Raw genomic sequence first — 23856 nt, forward strand, 5'->3', positions numbered from 1 at the left:
TTGTATCCCCATCTGTAAGCGAAAAGTTGAATTCTTTAAGGGCGGCGATCCCGTCCCCGCACCGTGCCGGCAGTGGTGCGAAGCTGGTAAATGCCCGAGAAATCGAGGTCCCGTGCCACGAAAATGGAGACCTTGTCCCCCTGATTTTTCTTCAAAGTTGGCGGTATGTTGATGGTGGCCTTGAGGGCTGTGTCCGCCGTTTGTTCACCGTTATTCTGGAAGCTGTTGAAGCTCATCCCGCCGCCCGAGTTACTACCGTAGGTGCTCGCTGCTTGGAAGGCTCCTTGCACCACACTCAAGAGCATGGCCCCACTAAAGCGCTGCCAGAAGTGGTTATCGACCATGCCCGGTAATCCCGAGCGACCGAGTTCGTCTGCGCTTGGCGATGCAAGCGAAATCATGGCATGGTCGGGCGTCTCCGCGCGATCCCAAAGCACAAAAACGCGCGCATCACCCTGCTGTAGACCACGTTGGATTTCGCCTACAACGGTGGTGCCACGATCGAGAAGCACGACATTATTCGTTGCTCCACGAACATCTTGAGGCAACACGCATTTTACATAACCTGCCAAATTTGTGTCGATTGCCGTTTGTAGGATGCACGGAATAATCGTCCCCTGCGTCACCATGAAGTCCGGGTGGGGCAAGAGCGTAGCCCTGCTAGGCTGTAGCTCAGTGGGCTTCATGCGTATCGACAGATCGTTCTCGGTAGCTACTTCGCCGTTCGGCAAGGACCTGTCTTCTCCTGTGTCTTCGTGTCTTCGGTCAATCTCGCCCTGATTGGCGCGCTTGCTGATCCCTTGATCACCACTGGTATACGCAAAAATCGGTGTTTCTTCCGGGCGCGGTTCATGCCGCTCCGGCTCACTTCGTCCTGGTGGAACAGCAGTCGGCTGGACGGCTTCCTGGACAGCCGGAGGATCAGGCGGAACCTCAATTGGAGCCGGATGAAATGGCTTGGTGTTCGTAGCAATCATGGTTGCCGGCGGTGCGTTTCCATTTTCCTTCCTTTGACGCCCACCAAGCCAAACGAGGCTAAGTGATAACGCGAGAACGACACCTCCTACGACCAACTTTTGAGACCCGGAAAGGCGCCGGCGATGTGTGTCGGAGACGAGAGATCCAGATGCATCGACATTATGCGCCGATTGCTGATTATCGTCGTTCATCCCCTCGCCTCCTTAAGGACGCGCTTCACATCAGGCCTCACAGTGCCCGTCTCTGGCCTCCGGCCCACGGGATCGTAAGCGGTATTCCAGATGCATAGTACGGTGTGGCCATCCCTCAGACGCCAGCCACGGGAAACCGAAGAAATCTCGACATAGCTCCCTTTGACTGAATAGTTCGCGACAGCCTCTTTGCCATCGGCATTCATCGTGTAGATGGAGGGTATGCGCACATTGCCTGGGAAGTGGAATACCGTCGTAAATCCATTGTCGAAGACTTCGAGCGGCAACAGCGAACGATCGCCCTGAGCGACGTAATGCCAATTCTTGTCTCCGGCAACAACGGTCGTGGCAGGCTGATCCAATAAATCCACCGCTCTGCGTTGATATTGTGCTTCTGCATGCAGACGGTCTGCAACAGCCTTTTCTTGTGCCTCCTTCCTGCGAGCCGCTGTGTCATCGGAAGGGTACGCGAATTGTACGCTGTAGTAGAGATCGGGCTGCTCTTTATCGAGGCGCGACATCGTCTTGGAAGATATGCTGAAAACATAGCGCCGCATCCCGGCATCGCTGGCAGTTAGCACGACCACTGGCTGGGGCGGCAGAACCTGGCTAGCCTTGAAGAAAAGATAATTTCCGCGCGGAAGGGCCGCGAGATCTTTGCTATTGGAAACGGCAACAGCGGTAACCGTTTCGTTAGCCGCGAATGTAACAACCAAGGTGGCTCCAACCGCCGTCGATAGGCGCACCACTTGATCGGGATTGTAAGCCAGATAGCGCATGCGCGGATCGAGTTTGCCGGCCGCCGGCGTGTCTTCAGCCTTCGCGCCGGTCGCGGCGAAAAGTAAACATACCAGAATGAGAAACGCTTTTTTCGTCATGGTTCGCTGTGGCCTACGTTCGAAACGGTATCTTCCGATGTCTGGTAGGAGGTGACAACCACACCTCCCGGGTTGGTCAGTCTCAATCTCCCGGGCAAGTTGGTCACCTTTTCGTAGCGAACTGTCGCAGTCCACGTGCTCACCACCGGCATTTTGCCGTCGACGACGAGGGTCCGTTTATAGCGAATTTGCTGCACACCCGGAGCGACATCATTCGAAGCGATGTGCTCGACCTCCAGCCTGCCGCGTTTGCCGAGAATCACTTGAGGCGAACTGGGATTGGGATAGTTGAAGAATTGCTGATAATCTTGGCGCACTGTTGGGGCGCTGAAGTTCGATACCAGGTCATAGGCGTACTGGGCGGTATCGGCATTATAGCTCTCGCGCAGCCGAACATACTCCCACAACGAGGCGTTAACGACGGCCTCCTCCTGAGTTGCAGGCAATCGCGAGACGGATACCTCGCTGTCAACGGTGCCATCCGGCCGTACCCATAGATATACTGGCACAAGCCTGATCAGCGGCACCATGGTGGCAATGGTAAAGGCTTGAGCAACATTCCCTAAGACCGCAACGGCCGCGACAATTGCAATGACCTTGGAGAGACGCCGCGCCGATTTCGCACGCGCAGTTTGAAAAGCCTCCACTGCCTTGTAGTGCTCAGCTAGGCTTTCCCGCCCTACCAACAAGGCGTATTCAGACTCCTTCATGGCGTCCACCCGCGTTGGTGAGCTGAAGATCTGACGGCGTAGGCTGCCATCGCCCGACATTCAGCGGGAATATTGGGCCTTTGCAGCTCGCCAATTTGTCGTTCGTCTGGCAACCGCTTAAAGCGAGAACCATACATAGTAGGCAATATTTCATCGAGTTCTCCATTGACGCGATCTTTTCGCGCGCCTAGCGGCGCTCGACGTGAGCGAAGCGTCGGTACAAGCTGTTGGCAGATTGAGTCGAGCCGCTCCAATAACTGCCTCCGATGTTGCCGGCGATTGCCGGCAAAGCGACAATGAGCGCGTCACCAGTCAGAAAGAACATGTCGAGTTCGTAAAGACCAATGATCTTAGCCGCGGTTGTACCGGCGAGGGTAATTACCCCGAGCATAAGGGTGAGCGCAGTCGCTTCAGTTAGAATGACGATGGTCGCCACGAGGTTTAACAGGAGAAGCAGGAGACCGTAGGTGATAAGTTGACCAATCCACTTGGCCGCAATGTCGCGAGTGCGATCAAAGATATATCCTACGAGGATCAGCGGACCGATCGCCAGCAGCACTTTCGTGAGAATGCCAACGGCGTCGTAAATTCCGAACGCAGACCAGAGCGTGCCGTAAAAGACCCATTGAGCCCCCTGAAATGCAAGGATGTCCTGGTCATTCATTGGCCCGATTTCGGATGCGATTTTCTGAAATGCGACCTGGGTTAGGGCGAACATCGTATCCAGCTGAGCTGGAATGGTCTGCAGTGGCAGCCCACTGCCACTAAACTGCTGAATAAAGTTTGGAATCGTCTCTTCAAAGACTGAAACCACATAGTCATGGTAGTTGGCTTGCCCGACGACAAGGGCAACAACGACGGTGACCGTGATCACCCGAGTGATACCACCGCGCGTGTCGATTTCGCCACGCATGACCAGAATACCCTGAACGATAATCCAAAGAGTGACACAGGCGATCAATGGCGCGCTCACCGCCTGCTGGATCGTCCCAAGCATCGTGTCGAGGCCTGTAGTAAAGGCTAGATCGAAGATCGTATGAATGGCCGTAAACGGCGCCGGAATCGTGAAGTTCATCGTTTGGACCTGACCTTGACTGGCTTGTCGCGGAATGTCGGATACACTAAACTTGCATGCTGAAGTGTGCGGATGGACAGCACGAATAAGTTGCGCAATCTCAGGGGGCGACCCCAAAGATGACCGCAGTCTTTTGATGCTCTTTGCGTTGAGCTGCCGCCTCTTCGGCCTCATGAAGGCCAGCCTGGGCGGTGGTCATCGTTAACAAGTTGGTCGCCTGGACATTTTGAATCATTGCGTCGTGAATCTGCTTGAGAAGCAAACCGTTGGTGACGGTTGCCTGCATAATATTGCGGGAGCGAGAAAGCTGTGCCGACGTCTCGGTGTTCGCCGTCAAGCGTTTGTCCATCGCCTCCAGGTTGTCGGCCGCAATGCCGGCGCTATTCGCGGCACCGGTGATCTGCGACCGCAACAGTTCCGCTTCAGCGTCGCCACCAACTACGGCGCGATCTCTATCGGTGGTGATCGCACGCGCCATGGTCGACATTGGTGTTCGCGCCGAAAACATTTCCGTGTCCAAGTCCCTGGTCGAGGGATACTGATTTTTCTGATTGAGCGAAGTCAGCAGTCCGGTGACGCCGTAGGCCGACGTCAACATTGTAACCATCGCTATAGTCTGACTGAGATTTTCAGCAGTTGTGAGCGCCGTCGCCAGCGTCTCGGCTTCCGTCCCCGGGTCGCTAACAACGAACTGCGCCCGCGCGGAGCCAGCAGAAAGAAGGCTGACGGTCAACGCCATTGCAATATGTTGCGTCGTCTTCATAGTTTCCTACCTTTGATCAATCTTTTGCCTCTTGGTAACGGGCCATGAATTCGCTGAGCCAGGCGGATGGGTGGTCTCCCTGTGATTCGCGCAACCTATCCGCGAATCGCACCGTGTTGGCGCGTCCCGACAGGACGGCGACATATTCGCGCATTTCCCGCAGATCAAATTCGCAGATGACGCTTCCGCTCTCTCGTTTAAGCAGAAACTTCCGATTACCTACCGCCATGTCTTCACGGATCGCCTGAAATTCCTTTTCAGTGCATTTCAGTCCATCGACATATGCCGATCGGTCTGCGGTAGGCGACGGATAGAAGATCTTCGTCATACATTGCGCAACCAGGCTGGCGCCTAACTGCGATTCCAGAACATGCTCAGGTTGCTGGGTTGCCAGTATTAGCATCCCGTTGTTTTTGCGAACGGTAAGCAGGAATTTGTCGACCACAGCCGAAAATTTAGGGTTTAACAGATAGGCGCGAAACTCATCGCAACTCATCACAAACCGGCGGCCATCGACCATGGCTCCAATTCGGTGTAGGAGATATGCTGCGGCGGGAGCGCATACTTCCTCATATTCGAGAAGATGCGTCATATCGAAACCAGTAATCGAAGGATCCAATTTTACTTCGTCAAGCTCGCCGTCGAATGCCCAGCCCAGTGCATTGCCTCGGCACCAGCGTTCGAGTCGCGCTCCCGCGCCTTCGGCAGGCCCATGCAACAGAAATTCACGTAATCCCGCGATAGACCGCATATGGGGATCAAATGAGAGCTGTCGATGAATGCCCCGCACTAGACGGCGATTCTCTTCCGGAGAAATTCCTCCACGGCCATCGCTCTCAATGAGCGCGACGATCCATTCGCACAGAAAATCGTGTGAGGATGCCGTATTTTCCAGACCACGCAACGGCGCCAATCCGCTAGGCGCTCCTCTGCGGAGTGCCAAATATGTTCCTCCAGTGGCGCGGACCAGCAACTCACCCCCACGGTCCTTGTCGAAGAAGACAACCGCACCTCCGCGATCAACCATGCTTTGCTCGAGCATGGCGAGGATAAAGGTCATGAGCGTCGTTTTGCCCCTTCCGATAGGGCCAAATATCGCCGTCATGCCGACATCGTGCTCATGCGGAATGTAGTCGAAGGGCGTTCCACCATTAGTGCGAAAGCGCGCAATCGCGTTGCCCCAGTGACCTGAGCTCGACCCCTCGGGAAAACTTTCGAAGGAGACTAAACCAGCGAAGTTGCGCGAAGTGATTGCGCCTGGACGTGTGCGCCACTTATAGTTTCCCGGCAGCTGCGACCAATAGGCCGCTTCCATGCCGATGCCTTCTTGGACAACAACGGCTCCCGCATCCGCCAATCGCGTCCGGGCCCGAGCACCTCTGTCGGCAAGACTATTGAGATCGTTTGCGTATATGCAAAGGCTCAAATGATGTGACCCCATAACGAATTCGTTGCTCGCCAGTGCGTCCTCCGCCTCGGATAATTTGTTGATTTGGGTAACGGCTTTATCGCCAGAACTCATCATTTGGCTCGACTTGAGGCTGAGCTTCGCGTGCGCTTGCGCGCGAGTCAGGAACGAGAAGCTCTGCGTCAGAACAAGTGGAAAATCGAGAGACAATAGGGTATTGAGCATGCCCGGTCGCGTCCTTGCCGGGTATTCGCGAAACGAGTAGATAGATCCAACATAACTGTCCTTTGGCGTTCGGATCTCGAGCCCTCGCTTGCCGCAAATGACTCTGTCGGTATAGATCGAAGCGCCCAGTGAGCCGCTGACGACCGGAACCGGCGTGAATCGACCAGTCATTATTAGCCGCAGCGCTTCTCCAACCTCCGTGAAAAGTACGTCTTGCTTCTCACGAACGCCAAGCCGACGCAGGCCGTACGCTTCGAGAGCATCAGCGACAACATGCCAAAGATCTTCCAAGTTCCTGATTTGACTTGTTAGATCGTTTTCCTTTTTCCTATGGAGTTTGCTGAACCTCCTCCTGACTTTGCCAAGCGCCGCTCGGGGGAACACGATTAGCGTAAGGAAGTGGTCGTTGCGAAGGAGTTGGCCGGAGAGCACCCTCTGCTCAAAAGCTTCGCTTAGGCTCGCGGAGAAAGCGCTACGGAAGTGTCGCGGCGCCGATGGTGGCACATCGTCGTGACGTACGAGGTGAGCATATATTGACACATGATCATCAGCGATATTACGCAACAGCGTGTTAAATGCACGACAACGTGCATTGCGCATTTCAGTATCCTCGAGCTCAAAGGCAACGCCGTTAAGACGCGCCATCGTCATGATCGATCCATCTTCGAGAAGGACGATATGGTCGCTGAGGTGCCCAACGTAGGGGAGATAGACCTCACCGGATCTTTCGGTCGTGCCACTTGCGCCGAGCATTAGGCCATTCCTCTCCCTCGCGTGGGAACCTTGATCGGATTTGGGCTAACGCTTGCGCCGCCCCAAATCAGACCATCAACGCTCCTTCCTGCCGTCTGCAAAAACAGCAGAACGACGCTGGCCGCATTGTAGTCTCGCTCCACGACGAGCCGCGCCGCGAACCACAAGGGCACGAGAACGACTTCGTAGAGCGGGTTCTGAACGATAACTATGACAAAGCCAGCAAACATCATGAATAGCCCCGCCAATGTCAGCGGCACCCCAAGAAACAATGCGGGCCGTGTCGCCGCCAGGTAAAGGGTCGCTTCTTCTAGATAATCATCCATCAACCACCGCCAGTCAGCGTTTTGCCGAGGAAGCTAGCTCCAAACATGATGACAATGCCGCCGACGACGCCGGCAACGAGACCGAGCGAAGCTCGCCCGAACATCCAAGAGATTCCGATGGCCACAATGCCGAGAACAGCGAGTGACTGGCCGAACGGACCGAGGATAAACGTGCATATGTTGTTAACCATTGTGGCTGGGTCAGTACCGCCACCCGCAGATTGGGCTGCGGCCGGCCCTGAGGAGAAAATGCTCCATCCCATTGCACCGCCCACGCTCGGCGCATAGCCAGACACAATGCGCATCATCGCGTTCGAGATCGAGAGGCGATTCAGATGTACACGGTATCTCTCAAAGCATCGCATTATTGCTGACCTCCTTCATTTAAGTCGAATAAGAGTTGATTGTTGTCTTCGGATTTGCGGTTGTCCGGTTCTGGCGGCGGTGGCGGACCAGATGAACCGCCAGCCCCGCCCTCCGGAGAACGGCGCTTGTATGAACCCCAAACATCCCATGTTTCTTCGGATCTCGCTTTCTCACGATCGTCTTTTTGACGCTCGGTTAACGGAGGGATGAGCTGTTGAGCGGCCGTTTCAACTTTTCGCACGTAGCCGTTCGCAAAACCGTGCGTGAAATCACCGGTGTTGTAGGCGGAGATTGCCCGGCGAAGCGCCAATTGCTCTTCGTCGGCCGTTTCGCCCCCAGCATACCGACGAGCAAGCAAGTTTGCGGCGGCAGACAATGACGTGCACGCTTGAAGGGCACCGCCAGGTGTCAGACCGAGCGCGGAAAAATTCCGAGAATTGATCTGCATGAGGCCAACATCCAGCGAATGCCGCGCGTCGAGACGGTCCATCACGACCTGCGTTGCTTGTGCGTGATTCTGCCAGTGAAGCGTTTCGCCTGTGGTATTGTCATGTACCGTAAGCGGATCAAAGAGGCTCTCGACCTTAGCAATCGCCGCAAGGGTAGATGGCGCAACTGATGGCGCGCATTCGCGGGCAAAATAATCGAACTCGGCAAATGAGAGTGGCGCCGCTTCGCTCGACGAACACACGGAGGCCAATAAGACGATCGACAGTGGCCCCGTTGCCCTGAACATTCCTTATCTCCCCAATCGATAACCAACACAGCCCTTCGGTTGGAAGAGATGCGCCATTTGATGTTCACGATCATCGGGTGGGTTGGTTACTCTAGGATTTTTGATTTCTTCTTTTCGATTTCATTTGAAGCGAGAACTCCTTTTCAAGGTATTAGGCACGCGACGGCAAAAGACGGCACCCCTGAGACAATGGCGACGATCTAATCCCACCGACGTAAGATCTCGTACCGTACCGTGAGGGTAGTCTTCGGACGCAATGCCAAACACGGGAAATGCTGATTTAAGGGCCAGATCAGGGTATGAGACCGGTGCACACCACTCATGCAGATTGAGAAATTGCTCCCCTTAGAGAGATGACACTCAACCACGGTCTCATGACCCTTTCCGATCGCATTGCTCGACTGCATGTCCAACTTAACGGGATGGAACCAGTGATCTGGCGCAGGGTCGAGGTGCCACTTAACTTGAGCCTAAAGGATCTACACGACGTCATTCGGGCTCTGATGTTGTTCGAGGACTATCATCTCTTCGAATTTGAGGCTGGTGGTAGACGATATGATGTGTCGGATCCTGATGACGCATACACCCGAAAGACTAATGCCGCTCGGAACGTTCGCATTGGAGCACTGGTCGATCGCGGTGTCTCGACCGTCACCTATACCTACAACTTCGGTGATGACTGGCAGCACTCCATCAATGCAAGCCATCGAGGACGGTAATCCAGCCCTTGAATATCCGCGCTTCCTCGTTGGTGAGCACAGGGCGCCGCCGGACGATGATTGGCGGAACATCCGGCTTTGCGGAGTTCCTGGACGCAATGACTAAGCCGCGGCACCCCATGGCAGGCACGCCTCCTCAGCGTCGCCAGCTTGAGCGCTGGTGTGGCGGCCGCTTTGATCCCGCCGACATCAGCATCGATATCGTCGAGGCCGTGTCGCGAACCACGTTCGGCGTCGAACCTTGTAAAGGGGCTTTTCGAAAAGTCAGCACCGACAACGTTGATCACACCTCCGGAGAACTCGGCATTCAATGTGAGTTATCGCAACTCGATACCTCATGGCATCATCGCCCCAGGTACATAGACGCGATGCCCAATAAGGGCGAAGACTTTTGCGAATTACGTCATCCAAAAGTTCGCTACTTGTCCCCCCAGGACGATGGTGGGACGTCCGAGCTTAGCGAACGGCTCGCCTTTTACCGAAAAGATTTCAGCAATCGTCGCCCGTTTTCCGGTCCCAGCAGCCGCCCGAACTATCTGCAGAAAACGACCGCGACAAACCATTACTAGCGCGCCCTGATCACTTGGATTGTACTATTGATCTGGTTATGTAATCTCATATCGAGCCGCGCCGAACAGATGTTCGGATTGCCCTCGTTCAAATTTGTCAACTCTATGTTTTGATTTTAGTGTGAATCGCATGCGCCATCGTTCTGGAAGATATAGGCTTGGGCAGAAAAAGTTCAGTTGTCATGTCATCCCTTGAAAGGGACATGTTAAGGTCATTTCCTCCAGTGATGATATACGCGGTCTTCAACGCCGCATGCAAAGCGGTTTCACTCTGATTGATGGGAAGGGACGAATGGTCAACCAGAACCAGATCGGCTTGTTTGCCTTTTGAAATCCATTCACGAAACTCCTCAAATGCCCTAAAACCCACCGGTTCATAACCCAGAGCGGCAATCTTGTCTTCGTACACTTCCCTCAAGACGGGATCGGGTTCAACTAGTGCCACAGTCTCCCCGCTCCCGCGCGGTGTTTTACCGCGGCCAAAAAACGTGTCGGGGCTGACTGGCTCCTTAGAGGAAGGGGGTAGATAAATGTCAAAGCGCGTCCCTCGCCCGATAGTTGAGGTAACGTCGATGTATCCCGCAAGCCCGTTGATATGGCCATGCACGGTAGCGAGGCCCAGGCCAGTACCGCCGCTGCGAGCACGTGTTGTAAAGAAAGGCTCGAAAATGTGGGGTAGTACGTCCTCGGCAATGCCTTCACCGTTGTCGCTGACAGAAAGGAGAACGTAGTCGCCGGCTGGCATAACACCATGCGCCAGTATTTTCTGTCTCGATACAAAAGTTCGGCCAACTATGATGTCGATTTGTCCATCGTCTGTGACGGCCTGGGAAGCGTTCTTGCAAAGATTCATAAGCATCTGCTGAAGCTCAAGCGGGCTTCCTTCGATCACGCTCTGCTTGTCATCAAACTTGAAATTAATATCGATGCTACCCTGCAATGCAACGCGTAACAAAGGAGCGATTTCCATCACTAGATCTGAGACACTAAACGGCTTTGTCACGCATTCTAGCTTTCGGCTCAGCGTCAAGATCTGATCGATAATGAGCCTGGCTCTGTCGCCCGACGAAATGATATAGTCAATGTATCTCCGGATGACAGATGATCGAGGCACCGTGTTTTGCGCCATTTCGGCGTGCCCGAGGATTGCCCCCAAAATGTTGTTGAATTCATGCGCTATTCCACCGGCAAGTGTGCCAACTGCCTGAAGGCGTTCCGCATGCTCCAATCGCCTCTCCAGAATATCGCATTCGGTCTGCTTGCGGCGAACATCGATGTAATGGCAGAGGCAGGCGGTAGCGAGCTCAAGAAGCTGAATTTCACCCGGAGAAGGTCGCAGACGATAGCTTTGGTAACTTAGCGAACAAATCGCTATCAGTTGATCCGTGGATTTGTGCGCCAGCAATATCGAAAGGCCTGGAATCTCCGGAGAAAAGCAGCCGACGTTTTGGGTCGACATGATGCGAAACACCGACGCACGTTCGTCCGCTTTGGCAAAAGAAACCATTTCGCGTAGCGCCACATCTTTCCAGACAGGCTCGGGCAGCTTCGCAGTGAAGCTCTCGACGACCCACCTATCACCATGTTCCACCAATGCTAACGCACATGAATCGGCATTAAAGAAGCGCCGAATAATTCCAAGCGCAGCTTGCGCGGATGACGTGGTGGCCCCACCACCTTCAAAGCAAACGCCAATCTCTTTGATTAGCTCTTCGTAATCCAAACGCCGCGCTAACCAATCCGTTTTCCGGCGCAGCCGATAGACCAGTGAGATCATGTAGATGCAAAGGCCCACCGAAACGGAACCCAAGAAGATCCTTGCCCGCTGCTCTCTCGCGTTTTGTAAGCTATAGGCCTCCAAACACTTACGCTGCAACCTTTCAGCAATCTCAGCGGTGTCAGAGGTCTGAATCATGTTTACCGCATCGTTCACCCGGGGCAGAAGCGACAAGACAATGCGACCCTCACGTATAAGTATACGCGCCGGAGCTTCATCCCCATCGCGTGAATTTTGGAGCCTATCGAGTTCCTGACTGATCTCCGCTGAAAGAGCTGCGCTTGGCTGACGCATAAACTGCAGCATCAGGCTGGCCAATTCGATCGGTTTTTCGACCGCCCGATCCGTCGACGGCATTCTGGGAGGAATACTCAGCGCACGAGTGAAGCTGGCCAGTGAATCTTGCAGGAGCACGTTTTGCGTTCCGAACGCTGCGACCGCCGCGTCGGTCGTATCCACAGACACCTTTAGCTGGCCTAGCAGTTGAGAGAAATCGTTGCCGCTCACAAGATGGGATTGTTCAAATAGTCGCTTCAAATTTTCGAGGTTCTTCCGCAAAGCTCCCAACCTGGAGATAATGGGCCGGTAGTTCGCCACCAAACCAGCGTGAGCGCCGAGTACATCCCGCTGCAGCGAGGCACTGTCGATGTTAATTCCGCGCAATTGGGTCAGGATTGCCCGATTGGTTTCGTTGTCCTGCCAGCACTGAATTGCCACTAAGGCAAAAATCATTGCGGCAACTATCAGGGCCAGGATAGACCAAGGCTTGGCGCCTTGCTTGAAATCTTGCCGAGTCGGCGAAAACCTTCCGTTCATCCGCACTTACTTCCTCGTGCCAACGCTCCCACTCCGGCGGCGCATAGGCCGCACGGTAGGCTTTGTAAATGGGGTTGAAATCACAAACGTCGACTCAGTTTGTTTCAATTGAAACACAACCTTGGCTATGGCTTCTCCTGGCTGCCGAGGTGCTCTTTGACTCCGCGGTGGCTCATAGGATCGAATTGGTCAAATGTCGGGGTTTGCATCGAGAAAAAATGAAATCGTCGAGATAACCAAGAGCCTGATCATGCGTCGACAGGGCAAATTGCTATGCTACGAGCGGCGAGTAATGTCGTGGCGGGGCGGCGAAACAAAGTGGTGTCCATAGCGCTCCAAAGGCTGTCGTCTACGAAAGAGCGAGGACATCGGCGATATTTGAAACCCAACTGGCTATTTCATGTGCATATCAATGAAATATTCTTCAGACGCATTTTCGTTTTAGGTCACCCGCAGCAGCACGCAACGTCAGAAACGCAGAGTTACAAATGTAGCGCGATACGGCGCCCAATCCTGACCAATTGCCATAACTTATGGCAGGCTAATTGGGTTACGCTTGAAACCAATCTGCGCTCCCCTGTAATCATCATACTGCAGATGGGCTGCACATATCATCGGTAGGCTTACACAAGGAGTACGATGACATGGAACACCAAAAGAAAACAGACAAGCGGCGCAGCGACTTACACCTGCGATTGGTAACCATCGACGGCGTATCCCTACCCAGCCTACAATTGTTACCCGACCATCAGCCGCGTCCCACGTCAACGAAGAGATCCTTTTTCGAACAATTGCTCCTCGATTTTGCTTTTGGCTCCGAACTATTTTATCCGATCCAGCTATACGAGCATCTCGCAGTGAGCGAGGGGGAGGACAAGGAGCGCCAGCTCGGCATGTAAGAATAACGGTCGGTGGACTTGGGAAAATTCCAACCGGCCGCCACGCCCTGGTTTGAAACCCAACTCTATTGGATTTTCATATGTCATCATGAAATTTGTCGCGACGCGGACGAAAAATTAACGTGGTATCAATGTCACCAGCGCTGGCAAATCCACCCATAGGCCCGCGAGCGGGTGGCATACCATGGACGACATCGATGCGACGCAAGCAAAGGACGGTTTGGGTACGGAGGCTTCAACGGTTGCGAACCTTTACGGCCGGGACATCGAAAGCTAGTAAAAAAGTCGATGGGAACCTTAACGGGCATATAATGGGTAGCCGCCGGCATCGTATAACGACAAGACCGCTCTTCCCTCGGCGTCGCCGACGAGGCCGGCTTGGCGCACTCCGCTTCCGCTGGGGTTGGCAGTGAAGTTTTTCAGGCACCGATCCGAGATGGTATTCCTGCCCTGATCGAGCTCGGCCGGCTGCTAGATTACCGAGCAGATTCTCCGGGGGCAATCAAATCACTCTGAAGCGAAGAAACTCAATCCACGACTGATTGCGCAATTGTAGACCAAACTGGTACCTTTTCGCTCATAGCTTGGCATTTTGAATACGACCATGGTGAGTTCGGCATTGCCATCCAACCTGATGTGATAGCGAAGAAATTGAAGAATGGGCTCACCGTCACGATCAATCGTAAAGTGCTGGTCGGCAAACGCAAGGGTGCCGTCAGCTGTGATCCTGTACCCCTCTATTCGGATGCCTCCACGCGTCTTCGTCGGCGGTGTAACGCCGTTCGCGGGAGTGCATAAACTTAAGTCAATCGCGACACTCACCGGCTTGCCAGTTGTCAGGGCGAGCTCAATCTCGGGAAAAGTCGCGAGCACATGAAGATCGTTGGCAGCATTCACCGCTGTAGCCAAGAGTACCCCGAACAAGGTTGGGACGATATGCTTCATAGCTGATCCATTTTAGAACGAGTAAAAGAATTGAGAGCATCACGATACCAAGGAATGGAGATTGCGCGCAGCGCTGAGAAGGTCGATTCTACTACCAGATCCCGTCTTGCAGTCGTTCCGCCAGCCTAATGAGAAGGAATTCTCAGTAGGGACGAAGACTTCACTGGGATGGGTTCTTTCGACATTTTCACCGGTTTCTTTCGGCGTGAAGGATTGAGGGCGAAGGATCCTCGATAAAGCTCCGAGCGCCATCGGCGATCCATACTCCAAACCGCACGCAACCTGCAGCTTCGGTACATTATGGATCCTTCGATGGTAAGAAGCGCAACCGCAAAGTCGTCGGTTAGCAGGCGGCTCGGTTGCGCTGCCACCGTTGTTAGAATTTTCACACCCGCATATGTTTCGTTTATTTGCCCACACTCACGGGGCTCCGAAACCTTTCTTTTTCCCAAGGCGACCATCGGCAAAAATCGGCTCCAACAGGTACACTCTACATGCACCTGTCAAACGACATCCGGAACTGGGCCAGGGGCGACGACGCCAAACCTGATGCCGTGGAGCGACGCAAGCAGCGCCGTCGATCCAGGAAATTATCGCGATAATCCGGACCGACTTCTGTCACGCGAAGAAGCATCTAGCTCGGCCTTTGTACGAGTGTAGGCATCATTAATATTTTTCTCAAAGCTTTCGTTGGCCGTTAGAAGTCCGATAGCAGTTGGTCCCCCTCTTGCTACGGACGCGCTATACCTTTCGATTGCTTCAATTGCTGCGTCTACAGCTCTGACTTCCGGCTCCGCCGCATCCCTATATCTTCTGGGATTTGCATCCATTGCTTTTTGAACCTCGAAATCCTCAGTGGCTCGGCGAAACAGGGGAGATAGTCGCGGACGATCATTCCTCTCTTGTTGTATTCGAGCTTGTTGGTCCGCATTCAGGTACTTTTCGCCTTGGATCAGCACGTCGGCCGCAGGGCATTTCTGGCCCATATTCCAAGTCAGAGGAGGATCCAGATGCAAAATTTCGATGGAGCGTTCGATGAGGCGTGTCTTGTTAACTTCGCCAAGATCATCCAGATGCTTTATGACGCTGAGAATCGCATCGCATTGAGCAGATTCTGGCAAGTTGAGAATATTGACGACAAATCTCGATTTTCCCGCTTCAGATTGGAATTTAAGAATTGATCCGACGGCTCGCGTTCTAGCTGTCGGAGAAGGTCTGTTCACTTCCCACTCAGGCAATTGATCTCCAGGAATGACCGTATCGAACACGGCTTTGGCAGAAGCGCCAATTCGCTTCATGCGAGCGTGATATTTTCCGACAGGATCACTTCCAACGGCTTCGCGACCTACCCGCCCTGCACGCTCCAGGCTTCCGAGATTCCGTGCCGTTTCCACCGGGTCCGGCGTGGGAATATAAGTCGCAACCTTAGCCCAAAGCTCGGAAGGCAACCCTGTGCTTGCCGAAATGGAACGGACTTCTGCATGAGAAGCACCAGGTTCGTCATTGAAGTTTCGTTGGCTGGGTTCCATTATCCAAACTCCTTTTCCCTAAATCATCCGAAGCCTACTTCGATAAAGAACGAGTCTCAATTTTTATTGTATTATTTTTGTAATGTACAACTTATAATTTAGTCCAATGATATGGGTACAGGCTTGGGATCTAAATCCACAAATGACTGGGGTGACCCGCTCGTAAGAATGTCTAACTTAAGATTGCAAGCGTTCTACAACCCCAAGGCATATCGTTTCAGGAGTCCTTTGTTCAGCGTGTTGAGGTCAAGCGCTTTTGAGCTTTCAGCTTCTCGACAGTTCGACGTCTCTCGCGGGCCCTCGCTTCTCTTCGGGATCGGCGCATGCCCTCCCAGCATGGGATCAGTAGAATGAGATGGCCCAAATCTGTTGCGCGTTCTGACTGCGGTGAAGCGATCGACAGAAGAGCCCAGCGAGCTCACCTCATCCATCGTCCCGCAGGGGCGCCTTTCCACCGGTTAGCGGAATCTTTCCAGACTCCTCTCAGACAGACGCAGGCATATTCGCCCATTTCCAACGGAATTCTGTTCCGTCGCGCCACATGCGGTGCGTGATCACAGCAAGGCGGCGCGCCAGCGCGACAATCGGTTTTTGCCGGCCGCGTCGCTTGGCAACCTGCATGGCCCAGGCTTTGAGCCAGGACCATCTCTGGGACCCCGTCGCAGCATGACTTGTGCGGCCTCATACAGCAGCACTCGCATGGCTTCATCGCCGCGAACTGGGGTCAATCCGAGGGATGGCCCAACGGCTTTCGAATTCTTGAAGCGGGCAGGAACGTCGATCGTGCTCATAAAGCGAGCGACGTAACCGGGCCGACACCAGGAACCGTCATTAAACGTCTGCAGATCGCATTACCCTTGGCGATTTCTGACACTTTCCGATGTAGGCGGGAAAACTCTTCACGCAGCTTTTGCCTGGTGGTGAGGAGCGCGGCCATGATCTCCGCCAGATCGGGAATGTCTTCTGTGAGCTCGCGGACCCTATCCTCGAGATCGGCCGTCCCAACTAAACCAACTTTGAGCTCAAAATTGCGCAAGCGGCCGCGAATGTCATTCGCGATGTCAATTGCTTTCTCCTGCAGAAGCTTGCGCGCAGTTTGCAGCGCGCACCGCTTCTGACTCGTTAATTTCTTCACATGGCCGGGCGGAACAGGTCAATTATGCGCGGCGCTATTTAACATTGCGGTCTGATTACCGCTGTTGATATTAGGCTATAGACTGCTGCTGTAATTCAAAGAGCCAACCCGAAATAGCCGCATCGGACGACTTAGGTGTGATGCGACAGAAGCTACCGATCATATCAGCGTAACTGGAAGATTAATCGGTCCGCGGAAGCCAAAACCGCGCCACTGCACCGCGTCCGGGTTAGGCAGCGCCATATTCGGAAAGCGCTCAAGCAGCATGGGCAACATGATTGCCCCAACGGTTTGACGCGAGATTTGCGCACCGGCACAGTGATGCGGTCCTGAACCGAAGGACTGATGCGCGTTCCCATTGCGGAAGGCATTGAAGCGCTCTCCGTCCTCAAAGACATCCTCATCTCGATTGGCAGAGGCTTGGATGGTCATCACGGTATCGCCCTTCGGTATGAGAAAACCACGAATTTCCGTGTCCTCCAGCACGAGGCGCGAACTCGCCTGGATCGGCGCAACCCAGCGCACTCCCTCCTCGAAGACCTGCCCCCAGCATTGCTGCCTCTTTACCTCTTCGAATTGTTCGGGATTGGTCAGCAATCCATAGACAATCGTGCCGAGAGCATCGCGAGGCTCATTGATCCCTCCGCCGATGGCGATCTTAATGTTGGCATATATCTGGCTCATGGGTATGGGATCGGGCGCGTTCACCATGATCGCGAAAGCCGACGGGTTCGGCTCCGCCCGGTGCTTTTCGACAAGGATATCGAATAGCCTGTCCATCTCCGCATTGGCTTCGTCCGACCGCTCGAAGGGCTCGGGACGCCATCCGAAGTTGCCCGCCCCGTCAATGAGCCGCTGCGACCAACGTATCATCTCCGCGTCGGATGCTTCGCAAATTCCAAGGATATGAGCCAGGATGCGGGCGGCCACCGGGCCGCAGATTTCCGCAAATAGATCTACGGTGTCGCCGCGCGGAAGGCGATCAAGATAGTCATTCACGATGTCCCGATAGATCGGCGCCCAGTGCTCCGCGATCGTCTTGGGGGCGAAGGCCTTGGCCATGGCCATTCTTTCGCGGACGTGTTCCGCTCCATCCTTACGCATCAGAGTATGGGCCTGAAAGGCCGGCTTCATCGGTGTGCTGGGGTCATTAGAACTGAAGCGCGCGGGATCATCCTTCACCATCTTGGTATCGGAGGCCTTAGTCAAAAACGTCCGCTTCACCGAGGCGACACGCACCACCGGGGTCTGCGCGCGCATTCGGCGATAAATCGGATAGGGATCAAGCGTAAGGTCGTCGATCGTCGTTACACCATCCACTGGCGCCAATTGCATGAGAATCCTCCCAATTCATCTAAGACAGAGCGTGACACGCCATCCTTCCGCCGAGCGAGCAGCGCGGATTGAGCTCACTGGTCGAGACTCAACTTCACCGTCATTCCCGTGGCCCGCCGTACACCGCCGTGACCCATCATCCGTGGCGAGTCACCCGTCACGGCAAGATTCGGCGCGCGGCGCAAAATGGTTCTAAGTCCTTCTTGCAATTCAACCCGCGCCAGAGCCTCGCCGAGGCACCGGTGTACACCCGCACCAAATCCGAGGTGCCAACGCATTTGTTTACGCGCTACGTCAAAAAGCTCCGGACGCTCGTAGTGTCTCTCATCCCTGAGGCCGGACATGATACTTAGGGCTAGGAGACTTCCCTTTGGCAACACATACCCATCCAGATCAATATCTTCGAGCGCTAGCCGCGGGAAAGACCCAACTGGTGGCTCGAAACGGAGGCCTTCCTCGACTGCGGCTGCGACGCCGGACTGATCGCGACATAGCGAGGACCAGATAGCAGGATTTTGCAGCAAAAGAGCCGTCAACATCACCATCGCGGTACGCGTTGTATCGCTTCCGGCGAGGATGAGAAGAACCAATTGCATGATCTCTTCGATGGGTGACAGCGTTCCTTCTTCTCGCACCGCTTTCAAGTAGCTCGAGAGGAAGTCGTCACTTATACGACGGCTGCTGTCCGCTACCGCTGCCCGAACATAGTCTTGGAGCTCGATGGCAGAAGCTTCAATCTCCGCGAAATCCTCTTTTCGCCATGAAGGACTCAAGCAGCGTGAAACTTTATAAACAAGTTGCGTGAAGTAAGGCGCATCCTCAGATGGCAAGCCAAGCACACTTGCGATGGTTAGAGCAGGCAATTTCGAAGCATACATTTCAGCAAAGTCAAAATCCTCAACTTTCTGCAAATCGTCCCACAAATGCTCCGTTATTTTCATGATCTCCGGGCGCAGTGCCTCAATCATCCGGAATGCGAAGGTCTTCGTAAAGGCTGAGCGCCGTTTCGAATGTGCCTCGCCATTCGAAAAAAGCATGCTATAGCGGATAAAGTCGAAGACGGCACCGCCTTCGACGCCACGAGACAACATGAGTTCTGTTTCTATTTGCCTGGTACGTGGATCGGTGCCCAGCAGAATGATATCATCCGCACGGAGAACCAGAAAGACGCCGTCCTCTCGTCGAAGGAACGGGCGCCGAGGTCGCCATTCTGCGAAGAGTTCATGACCTTCAGCATCAAGCCTGCTTACAGGAACAGCGCCAGGATCGAGCTGCGTAACGTCTCTAGACTGCTGCCCGGTCTGGGGATTGTTGGAGGACCCGTTTGCGATCATTGTAACACACTTTCAGCAATGACAATCTAAGGAAGGCATAAAAGATACAGAAGTTCAAAGCCTTGGCTTTAGGGGGTTACGTTCAGCTCAAGGTAGCAACAAAGGATGTGCCTACATATTTGAATATGGTTTCATCTGTAATATGATCAAATTTATCCTTCAGCTGCGGTATCCTCATATAGAGACCGCCGATGGGAAATAGCCGTCCGAATGTCGGCGTATGGGCTAAATGCCATCATTGAAGGCAGTCTCTGCAATTGGCCATCGCAGACATGACGGTTACCGCCTCATCGCTCGGTACATCCTGATTATCATCCTGAATATGGACCTTGTTGAAATTTGCGAAGGGTGTGGAGCTCGTCATAGATGCCTGCCCCGAGCTCGTCGAGCAGCCCATATTTGCGCATCACATCGATGATGTTGTTGAGCTTGTCTATCTTTTTGCCTTCGATTTCCTGCCGGTCGGCTTCGTCGATGTTAGGGACGCCTTCGCGATAGAAATTCTGCGCGCGGTAGATGATTTGGCCCAGCGCGGCCTCGAGAATGGCCCCGACCTGCACCATCACGAGCTTATTCAAGCCGCCGCCGCCATTATGGTCACAGAGCGAGCGCAGAACGCCAGCGTTGTAAACAAGGTTGTCCCCAACCTTGAAATCGCCAATGAAGTTTGACGGTATTTCGACCACAATGTCTACTTCCTTAATTATGGAGCGGCTCGTTGCGCCGGACGCGGTTGAACGCGATTTCTCACCTGATCGTAAATTCTCAGCTCGCCAGGCATTTCCAGGGTAACCGCAAGACCGAACGGAACCAATTCGTCAACGGCGCCGGCGGGATCGGGTTCTCTTTGAATTTTCAATCGCAAGCTCATACCGTCGGCGACGACCGCGGCTTGAGCCCCGCTCCACACCCGCGTAAAGACGGTTCCGCGATTGGTCTGGTTTCCATCTGGTTGCCATGCGTCAGCGGAAACACCAAGACCCGCGATCTCGGCCGGATCGAGGATCTTCATCCTAACAGCGCGATAGGATTTCCGACCGGGCACGACCGGTGTGAACCAAGCCAATGTAGCAGAAACCGAGTGAGCGCGTGCCTGTCCGCCGATCGCCGCCGGTATCGGCACCAGCACATCGACGCTGCGCTCCCTCCCGAGCGAACCAACACACCAGAAGGTGGCACGGTCCGCGGCACAGGCGACGGCATCGTCGCTGTCGAACAGGCCATATCCGAGGAAGCGGCGAATGTTGTCCTTTTGACGTGGAGCCTGACCCTGGCCGAACGGCCCTAGTAGCTCTTTGACCAAGCCAGCCGCCGCATTCGGCCAGCGCGCTGGGTGCACAAGCAGAGCCTTGATGAGAATAGCTCGTTGTGTATTCGTCAGCTGCAGAAATTCCTGACCATAGGCCGCCTCCAAAGCATCGTGGATGCGATGTGCCGTTCGGGAAGCAAGTGCCGTTGCTGCGCTCGTCCCATTTGTGAACCCTTCGGCATTCTCAAGGCCAGGGCGTGGCGGTGCGGCAACTTTGAGGCCCGCTCCTCGACTTGCGCCCGCAGGTGCGACCGTGATGCTCTCCGCGCTGGCGACGACGCGGAGGTGCTCTCGTGCGCCCGGCATAAGTATATCTGGCTTAACGGAGCCTGCGAATCCAGGCCCTAGCGCGCTGGACGGGTTCGCAATGTCGAGTTCGGAATAGGGGTTTACGTTAACGCGTGCCAAGGCTCGCTCAGCGGTCGGCACCCAATCCAGGTTTCGAGCGCCGATGGTCAAGCCGTTGATCGTTTCGGACGGGGAGAGCAATCGACGGTCGGCGACAACTGCCGCAACCGCGTTGATCACGCCGCGCGCGCGCTGATCGGCGTTGGCATCCTCGAACGCGACCCTGTTTGCAAAGGCCGCGACGGGGAATTGTGTCGTTATATTGCCCGCGCTGACGAGGAAAAGGATACCGAAGCGATATGCCAGCCTGTCGAGAAGTCTCGCCCAGGGCGACAGCTGACCGTAGAATGGGCGCCGGACATTTCCAAGCGAGATATTGATGATGATCACATGTGGAGCCGAGGGTTGATTGCCCGCGCGCATTCGGATGACAGCCTGATAGATCAAATCGATGATCAGCCTGTCCGGCGGAAAGCGGTCGTTGTCGCCGAGAACAGGAACGCAGTGAACCTGACGAGGCAGCGGCGGCTCCGGCTTGTTGCGATCCCCGTGAACTAAAAGGGAGGCCATGGCCGACCCGTGATATCGTTGCGCCACGACAGCGCCGGGCTCAAGCCCGAAATGGTCCTCCACACTCAAATAGGGCTGCAGCAGCGGGTGACCCGCGACCGGGACACCATCGAGAAGCGCAAGGATAGGGTCGACGGTGACAGGTCCCATCGCCGGCGCAGGAGCAGCCGGCACAATATCATTGGCGTCAATTTCCGCGACGACGCTCTGCGGGCGAATGTGCATGATCGGCTCGACACCGGCCAGGCTGGCGGGAGACTGTTCCACGACCATCCGAATTGCTGCCACTGGCAATTCGGCAAGGATGGCGTGGTAGGCAATGTCATCCAGTCTGGCGCGACTGAGAAGTCGGCCACCACTCTGCCCGATCGCCTCCACGACCATCGCTTCACTGATCGCGCCTGCGTCAGGAGACGCGCGGAACACCAGTTCGATTTCAAGAGGAACAAGCTCGTCGTCGGCCCGACCTTCGATCTCCTCAGTCAGGACATCTGCGTCCAATCGCTGGACGCGATCGGTAGGACCCCAAACACGAAGGTCGCGAAGACAGGCAAAGACGTCGCGCCATGGTGTAAAGCCCTGTGGTAACACTCGGCCCGCCACCCAGGTTCGCCATAGCGACTCTATCTGCCTCAGTGCCCGCAAATCCGGTACAAGCAAGTAGGCAACGGGTGCCTTGTCCTCATCGCCCGGCAACTCTTCCTCGTCGATAAGTTCGAGGCCTGGCACGTTGTTGATTGCCCGTGCAAAGGCGGAAATGCTCCCCTTCACTTCGAATACGAGAAGTCGCTCAGGCGCCAGCGCGGCCGGATCAGCGCGAAGCGCAAGCCCTGCCGGGTCGCGCTGCAGCACGTCGGTAAGACGTTGAAATTTCGCGCCAAATCGCTGGTTCTGGTCAGCGGTTGAGTTTGGTTGAGGGCCGCGTACGACCGCTTGACGGCCGGGTGCTCTTGGCTGCGGAGCGCTCGGATGCAGTCTCAGTATCGGTTTGGTCGGATCGCTCGCCATTCAAAACCTCGGGGCTAACTCTTGTTGCCCAGAGGTCCAGTTCTGAACGAAGTGCATCGTCGATGGAAAGCTCCCCCAAGCCCAATATCTGTCGTCTTCGCACGTTTTGGCAGAAATCCAAAGCCTCTGCAAAACTTACGGTACCCAATTTCGCGGCGATCGATTTCGCCGCAGCCTTAGGCGCATCGGGCCATTGCGAGATAATGTGGTCGAGGAAAACTCCGATCCTCTGCCGGTCCGGGGCCGGGAAAGCCAACCGCATCTGGAAGCGTCGCCAAACTGCCCGGTCCAGCAGCTCGGCGTGGTTGGTTGCGGCGATCACGACGACGTAGCTGGGCAGCTGGTCGAGCTGCATCAGGAGGAACGAGACGACCCGCTTGATTTCGCCGGTCTCGTGGGTATCGCCACGTTCCTTGCCGATCGAGTCGAACTCGTCGAAGAACAGAACGCTCGGCCGTGTACGGACATAGTCGAATAGCTTGCGCAAACGAGCATTCGTCTCGCCGAGGTAGCTTCCGATCAGCGCATCGTATCGGACAACAAAAAACGGTAGCCCGAGTGCCTCCGCCACAGCCTCAGCAAAGGAGGTCTTGCCGTTACCGGGTGGACCGGAGAGCAGAACCCGATGGCGCGGCTCATAGCCATGAGCGCGCAAGACATCGGCGCGAGTATGCTCTTCGATGAGTTGACGGCCGCCCTGCTCCACCGGAAGCGGAAGCATCAGCTGATTGAGCTGAAGTCGCGGCTCGAGTTCGAGTATCGTGTCCTTTCCGGAACCGGCAGGACTGGAGGCGGCCGTCAGCGCGGGTGGCGTGACGGCGACCGTTGATAGAGCGCGCTCGAGTCTATCGGCGACGATGTGATGGTTCTGTGCACGCTCCTCAGCCACCAGGGCTTCCGTTGCGGATTTCAGCATTGCCCGATCGCCGGACGCTCCGGCGCGTACAAGGGAAATGAGGAGGTCGCTTCGTGCCATATCGATCGCGTTTCTGAGGGTTCTGGAGTTAAACTCGCGGTCACGCGAATCGTAACCCAAATAGTTGAAAAAGTCTTCTCCCGCGCACCTCTCGCACTTCTATACATGAAATTCACACCTCGCCAACACACACATGGAAAAGCCCTGTTCTCAATCACTCGCCATGAGTGTAATTTCT

At 55.0% G+C, this 23856-nt stretch carries 21 protein-coding genes and 2 pseudogenes; 4 read left to right on the top strand and 19 right to left on the bottom strand.

The features are described 5' to 3' along the window. Nucleotides 1–35: 35 nt before the first annotated feature. From virB10 to RRH01S_RS25175, 10 genes are all read right to left on the bottom strand, one after another. Nucleotides 36–1169 (bottom strand): type IV secretion system protein VirB10, encoded by a 1134-nt coding sequence (virB10, locus tag RRH01S_RS25135; RefSeq protein WP_042474842.1) that lies wholly within the window; start codon nucleotides 1167–1169, stop codon nucleotides 36–38. Beyond that, nucleotides 1166–2047, bottom strand: coding sequence for a P-type conjugative transfer protein VirB9 (gene virB9 / locus RRH01S_RS25140; protein ID WP_042474844.1), 882 nt, complete (start codon nucleotides 2045–2047; stop codon nucleotides 1166–1168). Before virB9 ends, virB10 begins: the two co-directional genes overlap by 4 nt. Beyond that, nucleotides 2044–2757, bottom strand: coding sequence for a type IV secretion system protein VirB8 (locus RRH01S_RS25145; RefSeq protein ID WP_042475081.1), 714 nt, complete (start codon nucleotides 2755–2757; stop codon nucleotides 2044–2046). Before RRH01S_RS25145 ends, virB9 begins: the two co-directional genes overlap by 4 nt. Continuing rightward, on the bottom strand, nucleotides 2744–2923 hold the full coding sequence (locus RRH01S_RS33630) for a type IV secretion system lipoprotein VirB7 (protein ID WP_374188766.1): 180 nt from the start codon (nucleotides 2921–2923) through the stop codon (nucleotides 2744–2746). Before RRH01S_RS33630 ends, RRH01S_RS25145 begins: the two co-directional genes overlap by 14 nt. Before the next feature lie 21 nt (nucleotides 2924–2944). Further along, nucleotides 2945–3832: a type IV secretion system protein gene (locus RRH01S_RS25150; RefSeq protein ID WP_042474849.1), complete on the bottom strand. Its 888-nt coding sequence runs from the start codon at nucleotides 3830–3832 to the stop codon at nucleotides 2945–2947. Nucleotides 3833–3932: 100 nt separating this feature from the next. Beyond that, complete coding sequence (gene virB5 / locus RRH01S_RS25155) at nucleotides 3933–4595, bottom strand: pilin minor subunit VirB5 (protein ID WP_042474851.1); 663 nt, start codon at nucleotides 4593–4595, stop codon at nucleotides 3933–3935. 16 nt (nucleotides 4596–4611) lie between these two features. Then, entirely contained in the window at nucleotides 4612–6981 is a 2370-nt protein-coding gene (gene virB4, locus RRH01S_RS25160; RefSeq protein WP_042474854.1) for a type IV secretion/conjugal transfer ATPase VirB4, read from the bottom strand. Further along, nucleotides 6981–7307: a type IV secretion system protein VirB3 gene (locus RRH01S_RS25165; RefSeq protein ID WP_042474859.1), complete on the bottom strand. Its 327-nt coding sequence runs from the start codon at nucleotides 7305–7307 to the stop codon at nucleotides 6981–6983. Before RRH01S_RS25165 ends, virB4 begins: the two co-directional genes overlap by 1 nt. Further along, nucleotides 7307–7672: a pilin major subunit VirB2 gene (gene virB2 / locus RRH01S_RS25170; protein WP_042474862.1), complete on the bottom strand. Its 366-nt coding sequence runs from the start codon at nucleotides 7670–7672 to the stop codon at nucleotides 7307–7309. Before virB2 ends, RRH01S_RS25165 begins: the two co-directional genes overlap by 1 nt. Then, nucleotides 7672–8409, bottom strand: a complete 738-nt coding sequence (locus RRH01S_RS25175; protein ID WP_042474864.1) for a type IV secretion system lytic transglycosylase VirB1 — start codon at nucleotides 8407–8409, stop codon at nucleotides 7672–7674. Before RRH01S_RS25175 ends, virB2 begins: the two co-directional genes overlap by 1 nt. Nucleotides 8410–8831: 422 nt before the next feature. On the opposite strand from RRH01S_RS25175, the gene RRH01S_RS34895 reads away from it, so the two are divergent. After that, entirely contained in the window at nucleotides 8832–9128 is a 297-nt protein-coding gene (locus tag RRH01S_RS34895; protein WP_234711745.1) for a plasmid pRiA4b ORF-3 family protein, read from the top strand. Nucleotides 9129–9136: 8 nt separating this feature from the next. Further along, nucleotides 9137–9697 (top strand): plasmid pRiA4b ORF-3 family protein, encoded by a 561-nt coding sequence (locus tag RRH01S_RS34900; protein ID WP_234711740.1) that lies wholly within the window; start codon nucleotides 9137–9139, stop codon nucleotides 9695–9697. A gap of 103 nt (nucleotides 9698–9800) precedes the next feature. Here RRH01S_RS34900 and virA read toward each other — a convergent pair whose 3' ends face one another. Further along, nucleotides 9801–12290, bottom strand: coding sequence for a two-component system sensor kinase VirA (gene virA / locus RRH01S_RS25185; protein ID WP_042474867.1), 2490 nt, complete (start codon nucleotides 12288–12290; stop codon nucleotides 9801–9803). Between the two features lie 644 nt (nucleotides 12291–12934). On the opposite strand from virA, the gene RRH01S_RS25190 reads away from it, so the two are divergent. Both RRH01S_RS25190 and RRH01S_RS35255 read left to right on the top strand, forming a co-directional pair. Continuing rightward, nucleotides 12935–13189, top strand: a complete 255-nt coding sequence (locus tag RRH01S_RS25190) for a hypothetical protein (protein WP_234711741.1) — start codon at nucleotides 12935–12937, stop codon at nucleotides 13187–13189. 354 nt (nucleotides 13190–13543) lie between these two features. Beyond that, nucleotides 13544–13706: pseudogene (locus RRH01S_RS35255) on the top strand (type II toxin-antitoxin system HipA family toxin); the annotation flags it as partial. On the opposite strand, the gene RRH01S_RS25195 reads toward RRH01S_RS35255, so the two are convergent. From RRH01S_RS25195 to RRH01S_RS25225, 8 genes and pseudogenes are all read right to left on the bottom strand, one after another. Next, complete coding sequence (locus tag RRH01S_RS25195) at nucleotides 13697–14134, bottom strand: VirK family protein (RefSeq protein WP_042474874.1); 438 nt, start codon at nucleotides 14132–14134, stop codon at nucleotides 13697–13699. The pseudogene RRH01S_RS35255 and the gene RRH01S_RS25195 sit on opposite strands and share 10 nt — an antisense overlap. Nucleotides 14135–14724: 590 nt before the next feature. Next, complete coding sequence (locus RRH01S_RS33635; RefSeq protein ID WP_080705469.1) at nucleotides 14725–15663, bottom strand: hypothetical protein; 939 nt, start codon at nucleotides 15661–15663, stop codon at nucleotides 14725–14727. Between the two features lie 483 nt (nucleotides 15664–16146). Next, nucleotides 16147–16807, bottom strand: a pseudogene (locus tag RRH01S_RS34905) (transposase); the annotation flags it as partial. Nucleotides 16808–16957: 150 nt separating this feature from the next. Beyond that, the gene (locus tag RRH01S_RS25205) at nucleotides 16958–18133 is read right to left on the bottom strand and encodes a cytochrome P450 (RefSeq protein ID WP_042474877.1); all 1176 of its coding nucleotides are present in this window, start codon (nucleotides 18131–18133) and stop codon (nucleotides 16958–16960) included. Between the two features lie 74 nt (nucleotides 18134–18207). Then, nucleotides 18208–19467, bottom strand: a complete 1260-nt coding sequence (locus tag RRH01S_RS25210) for a cytochrome P450 (protein WP_042474879.1) — start codon at nucleotides 19465–19467, stop codon at nucleotides 18208–18210. A gap of 311 nt (nucleotides 19468–19778) precedes the next feature. After that, on the bottom strand, nucleotides 19779–20153 hold the full coding sequence (locus tag RRH01S_RS25215; RefSeq protein WP_042474882.1) for a hypothetical protein: 375 nt from the start codon (nucleotides 20151–20153) through the stop codon (nucleotides 19779–19781). 17 nt (nucleotides 20154–20170) lie between these two features. Continuing rightward, nucleotides 20171–22546: a S8 family peptidase gene (locus tag RRH01S_RS25220; protein ID WP_042474885.1), complete on the bottom strand. Its 2376-nt coding sequence runs from the start codon at nucleotides 22544–22546 to the stop codon at nucleotides 20171–20173. A 43-nt stretch (nucleotides 22547–22589) separates the two neighbouring features. Further along, nucleotides 22590–23618 carry an AAA family ATPase gene (locus RRH01S_RS25225; RefSeq protein WP_165586813.1) on the bottom strand — a complete coding sequence of 343 codons (1029 nt, stop codon included), beginning with the start codon at nucleotides 23616–23618 and terminating at the stop codon, nucleotides 22590–22592. Nucleotides 23619–23856: the final 238 nt, after the last annotated feature.

The sequence above is a fragment of the Rhizobium rhizogenes NBRC 13257 genome, from assembly GCF_000696095.1.
In the GTDB taxonomy this organism is placed as follows: domain Bacteria; phylum Pseudomonadota; class Alphaproteobacteria; order Rhizobiales; family Rhizobiaceae; genus Rhizobium; species Rhizobium rhizogenes.

What these genes read in the sequence shown, in the direction of transcription:
- virB10 (WP_042474842.1), bottom strand. Translation starts at nt 1,169, where the DNA reads ATGAACGACGATAATCAGCAATCGGCGCATAATGTCGATGCATCTGGA.
- virB9 (WP_042474844.1), bottom strand. Translation starts at nt 2,047, where the DNA reads ATGACGAAAAAAGCGTTTCTCATTCTGGTATGTTTACTTTTCGCCGCG.
- RRH01S_RS25145 (WP_042475081.1), bottom strand. Translation starts at nt 2,757, where the DNA reads ATGAAGGAGTCTGAATACGCCTTGTTGGTAGGGCGGGAAAGCCTAGCT.
- RRH01S_RS33630 (WP_374188766.1), bottom strand. Translation starts at nt 2,923, where the DNA reads ATGGAGAACTCGATGAAATATTGCCTACTATGTATGGTTCTCGCTTTA.
- RRH01S_RS25150 (WP_042474849.1), bottom strand. Translation starts at nt 3,832, where the DNA reads ATGAACTTCACGATTCCGGCGCCGTTTACGGCCATTCATACGATCTTC.
- virB5 (WP_042474851.1), bottom strand. Translation starts at nt 4,595, where the DNA reads ATGAAGACGACGCAACATATTGCAATGGCGTTGACCGTCAGCCTTCTT.
- virB4 (WP_042474854.1), bottom strand. Translation starts at nt 6,981, where the DNA reads ATGCTCGGCGCAAGTGGCACGACCGAAAGATCCGGTGAGGTCTATCTC.
- RRH01S_RS25165 (WP_042474859.1), bottom strand. Translation starts at nt 7,307, where the DNA reads ATGGATGATTATCTAGAAGAAGCGACCCTTTACCTGGCGGCGACACGG.
- virB2 (WP_042474862.1), bottom strand. Translation starts at nt 7,672, where the DNA reads ATGCGATGCTTTGAGAGATACCGTGTACATCTGAATCGCCTCTCGATC.
- RRH01S_RS25175 (WP_042474864.1), bottom strand. Translation starts at nt 8,409, where the DNA reads ATGTTCAGGGCAACGGGGCCACTGTCGATCGTCTTATTGGCCTCCGTG.
- RRH01S_RS34895 (WP_234711745.1), top strand. Translation starts at nt 8,832, where the DNA reads ATGGAACCAGTGATCTGGCGCAGGGTCGAGGTGCCACTTAACTTGAGC.
- virA (WP_042474867.1), bottom strand. Translation starts at nt 12,290, where the DNA reads ATGAACGGAAGGTTTTCGCCGACTCGGCAAGATTTCAAGCAAGGCGCC.
- RRH01S_RS25190 (WP_234711741.1), top strand. Translation starts at nt 12,935, where the DNA reads ATGGAACACCAAAAGAAAACAGACAAGCGGCGCAGCGACTTACACCTG.
- RRH01S_RS25195 (WP_042474874.1), bottom strand. Translation starts at nt 14,134, where the DNA reads ATGAAGCATATCGTCCCAACCTTGTTCGGGGTACTCTTGGCTACAGCG.
- RRH01S_RS33635 (WP_080705469.1), bottom strand. Translation starts at nt 15,663, where the DNA reads ATGGAACCCAGCCAACGAAACTTCAATGACGAACCTGGTGCTTCTCAT.
- RRH01S_RS25205 (WP_042474877.1), bottom strand. Translation starts at nt 18,133, where the DNA reads ATGCAATTGGCGCCAGTGGATGGTGTAACGACGATCGACGACCTTACG.
- RRH01S_RS25210 (WP_042474879.1), bottom strand. Translation starts at nt 19,467, where the DNA reads ATGATCGCAAACGGGTCCTCCAACAATCCCCAGACCGGGCAGCAGTCT.
- RRH01S_RS25225 (WP_165586813.1), bottom strand. Translation starts at nt 23,618, where the DNA reads ATGCTGAAATCCGCAACGGAAGCCCTGGTGGCTGAGGAGCGTGCACAG.